The organism is Pseudomonas sp. MWU349, assembly GCF_017947325.1.
Taxonomy (GTDB): domain Bacteria; phylum Pseudomonadota; class Gammaproteobacteria; order Pseudomonadales; family Pseudomonadaceae; genus Aquipseudomonas; species Aquipseudomonas protegens.
In genome coordinates this window covers 1,645,188-1,655,106 of record NZ_JAFEVP010000001.1, presented here as the reverse complement: position 1 = coordinate 1,655,106, position 9,919 = coordinate 1,645,188, and the positions used below count along the sequence as shown (strand labels likewise).

Below are 9,919 nucleotides of genomic sequence, written 5' to 3'. Positions count from 1 at the left end.
TGCCTTGCGCAGCCTGCGGCAGCGGCTACAGGGGGGGCTAGCGCCTGCATCCGCTTCGTGTAGCCGCTGCCGAAGGCTGCGAACGAGCCGCAGGCTCGCCAGCGATCTCACAAACCGATGAGGCTCTTGCGCCGCTCCACCCGTCGCGCGGGCGGGGGCCTGAACAGCAAAGCCCTATCAGCGACCCTCGCCGCCATCGGGAAGAAACGGCGGCACCTTCTGCCGCAACAACTGGATCAGTTCCGGGTCCATGAAGTCGTAATCATCGGGAATGTTCAGGCAGACAATCTGCTGGTTATTCAACTGCGCCTTGAAGCGCTTGCGCAGTTTTTCCCGGTGGCGGGTTTCCATCACCACAATCAGCCCGGCCCAGTGCACCAGCTCCGGGCCCAGGGGCACCTGGGCGTCGTGGTTGAGGCCCGCCGAAGCGGTCTCGATCCCCGGCCAGTCGGCAAACACCTGCTCGGCGGTGGGGCTGCGCAGCTTGTTCTGGCTGCAGACAAACAAGACATTGAGCATGGCGCCGAACTCCTTGGCAAAAAAACGCAGAGTCTCGGCCGTTTTCAAAGCACTGTCGAGTCTATGGTCCGCCCAGGGGCCTGCCAGCGTTCCCTGGGTAAAAACCTGCAATGGTCATGGATTTTTCCTGCCAGGGTCATCAAGCGAAGCTATTTTTACCTTCGCTTGCCGTTCACTACGCTTTTCATACGCACGTCCAGCCTCGGGCCCATATCGAGCAGCCGGGTAGGGATGACCGAAGGAGAGTCCCATGTCCAACGAATCCAAGTGTCCGTTCAAACACACCGCCGGCCAAGGCACCAGCAACCGTGACTGGTGGCCCGGCCAACTGAACCTGAAGATCCTCCACCAGCACTCGCACCTGTCCGACCCCATGGCCGAGGACTTCGACTACGCCGCCGAATTCAAGACCCTGGACCTGGCCGCGGTGAAGCGCGACCTGCTGGCGCTGATGACCGATTCCCAACCCTGGTGGCCGGCGGACTTCGGCCACTACGGCCCGCTGTTCATCCGCATGGCCTGGCACAGCGCCGGCACCTACCGCATCGCCGATGGCCGTGGCGGCGCCGGGGGCGGGCAGCAGCGCTTCGCCCCGCTCAACAGTTGGCCGGACAACGTCAGCCTGGACAAGGCGCGGCGGCTGATCTGGCCGATCAAGCAGAAGTACGGGCGCAAGATCTCCTGGGCCGACCTGATCATCCTCACCGGCAACGTCGCCCTGGAATCCATGGGTTTTAAAACCTTCGGCTTTGCCGGTGGCCGCCAGGACGTCTGGGAGCCGGAAGACAACGTCTACTGGGGCAGCGAAACCACCTGGCTCGGCGACCAGCGCTACAGCGGCGACCGCGAGCTGGAGAACCCCCTGGGGGCGGTGCAGATGGGCCTGATCTACGTCAACCCGGAAGGCCCCAACGGCAACCCCGACCCGCTGGCGGCGGCCCGGGACATCCGCGAAACCTTCGCCCGCATGGCCATGAACGATGAAGAAACCGTGGCCCTGATCGCCGGTGGCCACACCTTCGGCAAGACCCACGGCGCCGGCCCGGCGAGCCACGTCGGCCCGGAACCGGAAGCCGCCGGCCTGGAAGAGCAGGGCCTGGGCTGGAAAAGCAGCTTCGGCACGGGCGTCGGTGGCGACGCCATCACCAGCGGCCTGGAAGTGATCTGGACCACCACCCCGACCCGCTGGAGCAATGACTTCTTCGACCACCTGTTCGGCTTCGAATGGGAACTGACCACCAGCCCCGCAGGCGCCCACCAATGGCGGCCCAAAGCCGGCGCCGGGGCCGACAGCGTGCCCGACCCCCACGACCCGAACAAACGCCGCACGCCGTCGATGCTCACCACCGACCTGTCGTTGCGCTTCGACCCGGCCTACGAGGCGATCTCCCGGCGCTTCCATGAGCACCCCGAGCAACTGGCCGAAGCCTTCTCCCGGGCCTGGTTCAAACTCACCCACCGTGACATGGGCCCGCGCGCCCGCTACCTGGGCCCGGAAGTGCCGGCCGAGGAACTGATCTGGCAAGACCCGATTCCCGCAGTGAACCACCCGCTGATCGACGCCCAGGACATCCAGCAGCTCAAGGGCCAGATCCTCAATTCCGGCCTGTCGGTTGCGCAATTGGTGTCCACCGCCTGGGCCTCGGCCTCGACCTTCCGCGGCTCGGACAAGCGCGGCGGCGCCAACGGCGCACGGATTCGCCTGGCCCCGCAAAAGGATTGGGAGGTCAACCAACCGGCACAACTGGCCCAGGTGCTGCGTGCCCTGGAAGGGGTACAGAGCGCCTTCAACAGCTCGCAGACGGGTGGCAAGCGCGTGTCCCTGGCCGACCTGATCGTCCTCGGCGGTTGCGCGGCGGTGGAACTGGCGGCGAAAAATGCCGGCTACAGCATCAGCGTGCCCTTCGCCCCGGGGCGCATGGATGCCAGCCAGGAACAGACCGACGTCGAATCCTTCGCCGTGCTGGAACCGGTGGCCGATGGCTTTCGCAACTACCTCAAGCCGATCAGCGGCGTCACCGCCGAAGCCCTGCTGGTGGACAGAGCGCAACTGCTGACCCTGACCGCCCCGCAACTGACCGTGCTGCTGGGCGGCCTGCGGGTGCTGGGGGCCAATGTCGGGCAATCGCCCCACGGCGTATTCACCGCGCGCCCGGGCACCTTGAGCAATGACTTCTTCGTCAACCTGCTGGACATGGGCACCCAATGGAAACCCCAGTCCGAGGCCCGCGACCTGTACGAAGGCAGCGACCGCGCCACGGGGCAATACAAATGGAGCGGTACTCGGGTCGACCTGCTGCTGGGTTCAAACTCGCAACTGCGGGCCCTGGCCGAGGTGTATGCAGCGGCGGATGCGGGTGAGCAGTTCGTGAAGGACTTTGTGGCGGCCTGGGACAAGGTGATGAACCTGGACCGGTTCGATCTGCGCTAAAAGGGGAGCAAACCGGGTAATACGACAACGCCTCCCTAGGGAGGCGTTTTTACTGGCCCGGCTACTGCGTTGCCCCCACCCGTTGCACCTCCGGGAACAGTTGGCCCAGGGTGCTGCGGGCCTGGGCCGCATTCAGGTAGGCGTAGAGCAGGTCGGTCAGGGCTTGGAAATCCAGGCGCTGGCCATCGAGCATCGGGTTGAACAGCCACAACCGCACGCGCATGCCCGCGGCCACTGGCCAGGCATGGGGCGCGGCCAGGGACTTGAAGCAGGCTGGCGCCAGGGCCGGCGCACGGCTACCGGCGATCACCGAGAACACCAGCCCCAGGCTCAGGTAGCGCTGCTCCAGTTCGAAACCATCGAAACACACCCAGGGAGTGGGGTCGGGCGCATTGGCGAACTGCAGGGTGTCGGGGGTCAGCGCCAGCACCTGCTGGCCATGCCGCCGGCGCAGGGCTTCGGCCGCCGCCAGGCCCACAAGCCCGGCGCCCAGCATCAGCGCCCCGGGCAGCCAGAACCACAGCTGGGCAGAGCGCAACTGCCAGGCCGAAGGCAGGCTGGCCAGCCAGCCGCCCAACAGCACCAGCAGCAGCGAGAGCAGGGCCAGCATGACCGCTTGCCCAAGGGAGCGCTCACGAATCTCGCAGCGGCGCCGGGGGCCGTCGGCATCGGCCTGCAGTTGCAGCAACAAGGCTTCTTTTTCGGCGTTATCCACGGCCTTGCAACTCATCCAGCTGTTGCTGTGCATTGGCCGCCTGGCAGTAGGCGTCCAACAGCGCGGCGATGTCATCGATGGCCAGTTTGCGCCCCCCGCTCATCAACCCGGCGGAATGAATGCGAATGTGAGGTTCGGGGCTCTTGAGCGCCATGGCCTGGTTGCCGAACAACTGGCGCACGGGCCTGTGGGTCGGCAGCGCGCTGCCCGGGCGCAGGGTCAGCTGCTGCAGGGTCAGCAGCCCCTCATCCTTGACATGGACATCCACCACGTCCGTCAGGTTGACCGGTGCACTCAGGGAATCCACGAACAGCTGGCGCCGGGTCAACCGCATGAAGGCATGCTGGCCGGCGTGGCGATGCTGCCAGGTCACCAGGGCGAACAACGCGGACAGAAACAGCCCGCAGAGCAACATGCCGGTCTTGCCCTGCTGGATACCCCAGGCCAGCATGCCCAGCGAAATCAGCGTGAACAGCGGGCCCAGCAATTGATAGCGGCGCGTGTTGGTGAATTCGCTCTGCTCGGGCACACGCTGGATCACCTGTTGGAGCTGGGCGATCACCTGTTCGCGCTGAGCGTCGCGGGATGCATCGGGTTGCAGCGATGAAGTCATAAACAAGTCCTTGATTCACAGAAAACAAAGCGGTCGAGCGTCTGGGTGCCGGCGCTCCCCCAGGGCTTACCGGGCCTTGAGATAGTCGGTAAGGAACGCCTGGGCATCGCCCTGGCTCGACAGGTTCTCGTCATAGCGCACCCGCACCGGCGCGGCTTCACCCGGCAGGTACAGCTCGCCCCAACCCTCCTGGAGCACCAGCACCACGAATTTCTGCCCGTCGACGGTCGTGGCGTAGCGGGTATCCTTTGCGGTCTTTTCCACGGCCACTTTCTGGATGCGCAGGTTCCAGTCGTGATCCACGTCCTCCACCTGCACCAGGGCCTGATGCTCACTGCGCTCACCGATGCGCAAGGTCCAGACCTTCACCCCCTGCTGGCCGACATAGGCCGCCAGCTTATCCGCCACCGGGGGCCGTTCATCGGCTTGGGCCAGGCCGGTTCCCAAGGCCAGCGCCATGGCCCACACGGCCGCCCATCTGCAATAAAGCTGCATTGTTCACACTCCTGACATCTGAAAAAGCCGTTCATTGAAGTCGGCACCTGCTGCCCTGCCAAGCGCTTTGGCCGTCATTCACAAGAAAAATTCCGACGCTCACAACCACCGCTGCGCAAAGTGTGAGTGAGTTACCATTGGCCGCCGTAGCAACCACCCCCATGGACCCGCTTTGCCGATGGAATGCTGGAACCCCTACCTCGATACACAATTCTGCTTCGACCGGCCGGTTGGCCTGGCCCGCGCCGGGGTGTTCGACCCCAGTGCCCGGCGGGTGATGGGCAGCGCCGTCGGCCACTACCGCGCCCGCACCGTGCGCCCGCACTTGCAGTACTTCGACTGCAACCTGCAATTCCCCGATCCGCTGCGCATCCACAAGGTATTGCCCGACAGCCTGTGCATCGTCCAGGTGCTGGCCGGGCAATGGCAGCACCGGATCGACGGCCAGCTCCACCACTACACCCCCGGCGCGCCCCAGGCCCTGGGCCTGAGCGAAACCATGGAAGCGCTGGACCAGATGCCCGCCGGCAGCCACGCGCGCATGGCCGGCCTGCGTATCGCCGGTAGCTATCTGCGGGAACTGGCCGAGGAAGACCCGACGCTGCAGCCCTTGCTCGGCCTGCTGGACGACGGCATCCGCTTTCGCCAGTTTCAACGCTGCCGGGCGCTGGGCAGCTTGCTGGAGCGGCTCTACCAAGCGCCGTACCAGGGCGCCCTGCAACGCCTGCACCAGGAAAGCCTGAGCCTGGCGGTGCTGGTGGAACTGGCGGTGCACCTCCAGGGCCAGCGCCCTGCGGCGCCCACGGTGCGGGGGCAACTGGACCTGGCTCACGAAGCCCGTCGCCAGCTCGACGCCCACCTGCTGGACCCGCCCGGCAGCCAGGCGTTGGCCCAGCAACTGGGGGTAGGGGAGACCACCCTGCGCCGCGCCTTTGCCCAGGTATTCGGCCAGTCGATGCTGCAGTATGTGCGGCGCCAACGCATGGAGCTGGCACGCACCCTGTTGCGCCAGCGCAAATGGCACGTGGCGCAGATCGCCTACCGCCTGGGCTACGCCAACCCGGCCAATTTCAACCACGCCTACAAGGCCCACTTTGGCCATCCGCCTGGCGCGGAAGGCTAGCGCAGGCGCACCCCAGCTCCTTGCGCCTTACTCGATCGTCAGCGATACCTACATCGATCAAGCCATGCAAGAGGGCGGCAAGGTGCTGGCCTACAGACCCGCGGCGCGACAGGTGGATGGTTACGGACAGCCCATCACCCCGGCGCGGCGAATCGAAGTGGTTGAAAACCCGGGGCAGGACAGCGACGAAAACGGCCTGGCCAAGATCGCCGGAATACCCGCCTGGATTCAGGGTCAAGAGACACGCCCAGGCTTGAACTATGTGCTGCAGATCAACAACTCCCGGCTGAACAGCGCCGCTCAAGAGCACAAGGGCATTTTGGTCGGTGGAGTCTGCTACCTGCTATTGAAGTAAGGCATTGATGGCGAAGACCTGATGGCCGGGGCCCTGATCATCCAGAGTTCATAAGAAAGGGGCCGGGCCCTCAGCGTCATGAACCTGGACCGGTTTGATCTGCGTCGAGAGGGATGCACACGGGGAAAAACGACAACGCCTCCCTAGGGAGGCGTTGTTGCAGAGCGGTCACGGCCGCCCGACGCTTTACTTCGCCTTGAGGTACTCATTGAGAAACGCCTGGGCATCGCCATAGCTGGACAGGTTGCTGTCATAACCCACCTTCAGCGGCTTGGCCTCACCCGGCAGATGCAACTCGCCATAGCCTTCCTGAAGCAGCAGCACCACGAACTTCTGCCCGTCCACCTGAGTGAAGTAACGGGTGTCGCGATCGGTTTGCTCCACGTTCATTTTCTGAATACGCATGTTCCAGTCGTGGTCGGCGTCTTCCACCTGCACCAGCGCCTGATTGGCGCTGCGCTCACCGATGCGCAGGGTCCAGACCTTCACCCCGTGCGGCCCGGTATAGGCCAGGATCTTGTCCGCCACCTGTGGCCGTTCCTCGGCCTGGGCCAGCCCGGTTCCCAGTACCCACGCCATGACCCACGCGGCCGCCCAACGGTAATAAAGCTGCATCCTTCTAGCTCCTGAACATGAAAAGGGGCGGTTATTGAAGCCGACCCGTGCGGCGCTGCCAAGCACCCAAGGCAACAGGCGGGATAAAAAAACCGGCGCACACGCTGGACTCATTCGCCACCGACCTGTCGCAAACAGCACACTCTTTGCGCCCTCGGCTAAATACAGGTCGCAAGCGTGGCGAGGCAAAACGTCGCCACCGGTAGTCTAGGACCACCACCCGGGAGACTTTCAATGATTCGACGCGCTTGCTTGGCCGCTCTATTGACCATGACTGCCGCAACCGCCTTTGGCGGCCCTGGCTACGATCATCTCTATGCGTTCGGTGACAGCTACTCTGACAATGGCGCGGGTGAAACCTTCACCCGAACCATGGCCGCGCAGCAGGTCAAAGATGCACAGGAGCTGCCCGGTTCGCTGTATTGGCAGGGACGCTGGAGCAATGGTCCCACCGCGGTCGAGCACTTGGCGCAGGCCTTGAAAATCCCCTTGACCGACTACGCCATTGGCGGCGCCAAAAGCGGCAACGGCAACTACTACGCCTGGATGCAGCCCTCTCGCGACACCGGGGTTTTCGGGCAAATTGCCGATCACCTGAAAGCCGCTAAAACACACAAGGCGGATCCGGATGCGCTGTATTTCATGTTCATCTCAGCCAACGACTTTTTTGAATGGGCCGACTTCTCGCACCCAGAAACGATCGACGTGCTTGGCCAGAACAGCGTGGCGAATATACAGAAGAGCACCGAGACGCTGATCGCCGCAGGGGCGAAGCACCTGATGGTGGTGGGGACCACGGATTTGAGCCATGTGCCGGCTGTGGTGCAGGGCAATCAAGTCAAGAACGCAACGCACTACCAGCAGATACTCGAACAAAAACTGCCCGCCGTGCTGACAACACTGGCTAACTCCCATCACGTGAGCATTGGCTACTTCGACCACTTGGCCTTCAGCAACACGCTTCGCGCGGCACCCGAGGTGGCGGGCCTGAAGGATCTGGATACCCCGTGCCAAGCCACCTACCCGGACGTCAAACCCGTGTGTGCGGATCCGGATGCCCATTACTACTGGGATGAATGGCACCCGACCCGCAAAGTCCACAGCCTGGCCGCCGAGGCGATGCTTGAAACGCTGAAAGCGAGCCGTTGAGGTTTTCTATCCGTCCATAGCCGGTCAGCATTGCCCGGCTATCGAGCCCATGGACATGCGCGCCGGAACTGAAACTGCGCTGGCCCGGGTGGTTGCCGTGTTCGGTGCGGCGCAACCGCACTGTGCTTATCTGTTTGCTAACCGCCGCACCAATCGCATGAAAGTGCTGGTGCATGATGGGTTTGGCATCTGGCCGGCTGCTCGCCGATTGAACCAAGGCAGGTTCCACTGGCCAGGCATTCGCCAAGGCCCTGAACTCGAGTTGAATACCGAGCAACTTCAAGTCTTGGTGTTGGGTTTACCCTGGCAACGCATGGGCAGTGGCGGTGCGCGTTCATCGACTTCTTACGGATCAACTCCGGGAAGCCAGGCAAGCGGCCAGTGTGTCGTTATTTGCAGCGGCAACGAAAGAGCGATGAATTGTGTCTCAATCCGCACGCGCCCCTGTGAGTCGGTGCGTTCCCCTAGAATCACCGGCAGCCTCCTGCAACGCGCGAGAGCATCAGCCACACTTATGTGCAGCAATTGAGCGATGACGCGCGCAGCATCTCGGATGCGATCAGCCGGACACGTATCCAGCTGAAGATCGTATTCGGGAAAAAAGTCGCGTGAAATGCCTGGCAACGGCTGTTGATCCACGCACCGACCACTGTGGAACTCACCCCGATCTAGAAAGGCGTCTCGCTCGACGTAGTGTTCAAGCGCAGCGGCATAGTCCTCAAGTTGTGAGAGCGGCTGCTGACGCTTCTGTACGCTCAGTACATCTACAAAGTCGGCAGCTTCAAGGCAATACGAAAGGCCGTGTGCTACGGCAAAGGCCGGCATTTGCTCACCGTTCTCGCCGGGTACGCTATTCGATTCTTCCTCGGGCGAAGAAAGGTAAAAGCGAGCTTCGATCAGCGGTGCTCCGTCCTTGACATAGACCCATGAATAGCGGCTGCAGACATCGTTATTGCTATCACAGGTCGCAAGGGCTTCGATAACGTCACGAAGACTCAAAAGTAAAAGCATGTTAAAAATTCCCTCCACCCAATGCACCATATTCTACAGAGCCAATTGAGGTGTCCCACAGCTCTCTGAAGGTTGTTCATGCCTTGAAAATGCCATCAGGATGGGACGGCCAGACGCATACTGTGCTTCTGCGCGACGCTGGCAATCGAAGCGCCGGGCTGGGCGCATTCTTGGACAACCTGGGCCTTGAAGGATTTGGAATAGGAACGGCATTCTTGCTGCATGGAAAGACCCGCTTAAAAGGCTAGAGAGGGTGCCCACTTAGATTGAGGTGTACACCATCGCCTTTGGCGTCGGTGTCAGGAAGGTGTGTTGCCCAGACGCTTACCGATAAAGTGACCCGCCTCAAAGCGCCTGACGCACAAGCCGCGCCTCTGCACATTCCAGCCCGCGATCGCGCCCCGATTCAAAGGCTGCATTTTCAGGACGAATACCCCATGAGCCAACTCACCGCACTGATCGCCCAAGCCCAAGCCGGGCTGTCGGTCCAGCAAAACATTCCCCAGGAACGCTGGGAGGCCATCGCCACCCAGTGCGGCGCGGCGGAAATCGCCGAGATCAAAACCCGCATCGCCTCACTCAAGGCCGACAGGGAAGCCGTCGAAGACTGGGACGGCGACACCCGCGATGACCTGTATTTTGCCATCGCCGACTTCACCCGCCTGCTGGAACTGGCCACCGCCCACGCACAAGGTGAATGAACATGCCGATTGACCGCACAACGGATTATTTCGAGAACAGCGAAGGCGCCGTGCGCCTATGGATAGAGCAGGGCAGTGCCATTCATCTCAAGGCCATCAGCCCGCACAACGACCCGGTGGAACTGACGGCGGAACAGGCCCTGGAACTGGCCCAGGCACTGCAACGTTTGGCCAGCCGCCTGGCCGACTGAA

General features: G+C 62.9%; 12 protein-coding genes and 1 pseudogene. 7 read left to right on the top strand and 6 right to left on the bottom strand.

What is annotated here, in order from left to right:
* Positions 1-177 precede the first annotated feature (177 nt).
* Positions 178-519, bottom strand: coding sequence for a low molecular weight protein tyrosine phosphatase family protein (locus tag KCG88_RS07080; RefSeq protein ID WP_210712106.1), 342 nt, complete (start codon positions 517-519; stop codon positions 178-180).
* 250 nt (positions 520-769) lie between these two features.
* Here KCG88_RS07080 and katG point away from each other — a divergent pair, with 250 nt between their 5' ends.
* Entirely contained in the window at positions 770-2,950 is a 2,181-nt protein-coding gene (katG, locus tag KCG88_RS07075) for a catalase/peroxidase HPI (protein ID WP_210712105.1), read from the top strand.
* Positions 2,951-3,011: 61 nt separating this feature from the next.
* Here katG and KCG88_RS07070 read toward each other — a convergent pair whose 3' ends face one another.
* The 3 genes from KCG88_RS07070 to KCG88_RS07060 all read right to left on the bottom strand — a co-directional run bounded on the left by KCG88_RS07070 (position 3,012) and on the right by KCG88_RS07060 (position 4,773).
* Complete coding sequence (locus KCG88_RS07070) at positions 3,012-3,680, bottom strand: hypothetical protein (protein WP_225368755.1); 669 nt, start codon at positions 3,678-3,680, stop codon at positions 3,012-3,014.
* Positions 3,658-4,278 (bottom strand): hypothetical protein, encoded by a 621-nt coding sequence (locus KCG88_RS07065; RefSeq protein WP_047286240.1) that lies wholly within the window; start codon positions 4,276-4,278, stop codon positions 3,658-3,660. Before KCG88_RS07065 ends, KCG88_RS07070 begins: the two co-directional genes overlap by 23 nt.
* A 66-nt stretch (positions 4,279-4,344) precedes the next feature.
* The gene (locus KCG88_RS07060; RefSeq protein ID WP_210712104.1) at positions 4,345-4,773 is read right to left on the bottom strand and encodes a hypothetical protein; all 429 of its coding nucleotides are present in this window, start codon (positions 4,771-4,773) and stop codon (positions 4,345-4,347) included.
* A 178-nt stretch (positions 4,774-4,951) separates the two neighbouring features.
* On the opposite strand from KCG88_RS07060, the gene KCG88_RS07055 reads away from it, so the two are divergent.
* A complete protein-coding gene (locus KCG88_RS07055; RefSeq protein WP_047336585.1) occupies positions 4,952-5,896 on the top strand; it encodes an AraC family transcriptional regulator in 945 nt (314 codons plus the stop codon).
* Entirely contained in the window at positions 5,868-6,251 is a 384-nt protein-coding gene (locus KCG88_RS07050) for a hypothetical protein (RefSeq protein ID WP_210712103.1), read from the top strand. Before KCG88_RS07055 ends, KCG88_RS07050 begins: the two co-directional genes overlap by 29 nt.
* 186 nt (positions 6,252-6,437) lie before the next feature.
* Here the strand turns inward: KCG88_RS07050 and KCG88_RS07045 are convergent, their stop codons facing one another.
* The gene (locus KCG88_RS07045; RefSeq protein WP_011060992.1) at positions 6,438-6,866 is read right to left on the bottom strand and encodes a hypothetical protein; all 429 of its coding nucleotides are present in this window, start codon (positions 6,864-6,866) and stop codon (positions 6,438-6,440) included.
* 234 nt (positions 6,867-7,100) lie between these two features.
* Between KCG88_RS07045 and KCG88_RS07040 the strand changes: the two genes are divergently transcribed.
* Both KCG88_RS07040 and tnpB read left to right on the top strand, forming a co-directional pair.
* The gene (locus KCG88_RS07040) at positions 7,101-8,015 is read left to right on the top strand and encodes an SGNH/GDSL hydrolase family protein (RefSeq protein WP_210712102.1); all 915 of its coding nucleotides are present in this window, start codon (positions 7,101-7,103) and stop codon (positions 8,013-8,015) included.
* 49 nt (positions 8,016-8,064) lie between these two features.
* Positions 8,065-8,319 (top strand): annotated as a pseudogene (gene tnpB, locus KCG88_RS30920) (IS66 family insertion sequence element accessory protein TnpB); the annotation flags it as partial.
* 41 nt (positions 8,320-8,360) lie between these two features.
* On the opposite strand, the gene KCG88_RS30915 reads toward tnpB, so the two are convergent.
* Entirely contained in the window at positions 8,361-9,026 is a 666-nt protein-coding gene (locus KCG88_RS30915; protein ID WP_246882624.1) for a hypothetical protein, read from the bottom strand.
* Between the two features lie 437 nt (positions 9,027-9,463).
* Between KCG88_RS30915 and KCG88_RS07025 the strand changes: the two genes are divergently transcribed.
* The gene (locus KCG88_RS07025; RefSeq protein ID WP_210712099.1) at positions 9,464-9,727 is read left to right on the top strand and encodes a hypothetical protein; all 264 of its coding nucleotides are present in this window, start codon (positions 9,464-9,466) and stop codon (positions 9,725-9,727) included.
* Positions 9,728-9,729: 2 nt separating this feature from the next.
* Positions 9,730-9,918, top strand: a complete 189-nt coding sequence (locus KCG88_RS07020; RefSeq protein ID WP_246882566.1) for a DUF6360 family protein — start codon at positions 9,730-9,732, stop codon at positions 9,916-9,918.
* Position 9,919: the final 1 nt, after the last annotated feature.

Excerpts from the sequence above, each read along its gene's own strand:
- KCG88_RS07040 (WP_210712102.1), top strand. The coding sequence starts at position 7,101 with ATGATTCGACGCGCTTGCTTGGCCGCTCTATTGACCATGACTGCCGCA.
- KCG88_RS07045 (WP_011060992.1), bottom strand. The coding sequence starts at position 6,866 with ATGCAGCTTTATTACCGTTGGGCGGCCGCGTGGGTCATGGCGTGGGTA.
- KCG88_RS07070 (WP_225368755.1), bottom strand. The coding sequence starts at position 3,680 with ATGAGTTGCAAGGCCGTGGATAACGCCGAAAAAGAAGCCTTGTTGCTG.
- KCG88_RS07065 (WP_047286240.1), bottom strand. The coding sequence starts at position 4,278 with ATGACTTCATCGCTGCAACCCGATGCATCCCGCGACGCTCAGCGCGAA.
- KCG88_RS07055 (WP_047336585.1), top strand. The coding sequence starts at position 4,952 with ATGGAATGCTGGAACCCCTACCTCGATACACAATTCTGCTTCGACCGG.
- KCG88_RS07060 (WP_210712104.1), bottom strand. The coding sequence starts at position 4,773 with ATGCAGCTTTATTGCAGATGGGCGGCCGTGTGGGCCATGGCGCTGGCC.
- KCG88_RS07080 (WP_210712106.1), bottom strand. The coding sequence starts at position 519 with ATGCTCAATGTCTTGTTTGTCTGCAGCCAGAACAAGCTGCGCAGCCCC.
- KCG88_RS07020 (WP_246882566.1), top strand. The coding sequence starts at position 9,730 with ATGCCGATTGACCGCACAACGGATTATTTCGAGAACAGCGAAGGCGCC.
- KCG88_RS30915 (WP_246882624.1), bottom strand. The coding sequence starts at position 9,026 with ATGCTTTTACTTTTGAGTCTTCGTGACGTTATCGAAGCCCTTGCGACC.
- KCG88_RS07025 (WP_210712099.1), top strand. The coding sequence starts at position 9,464 with ATGAGCCAACTCACCGCACTGATCGCCCAAGCCCAAGCCGGGCTGTCG.
- katG (WP_210712105.1), top strand. The coding sequence starts at position 770 with ATGTCCAACGAATCCAAGTGTCCGTTCAAACACACCGCCGGCCAAGGC.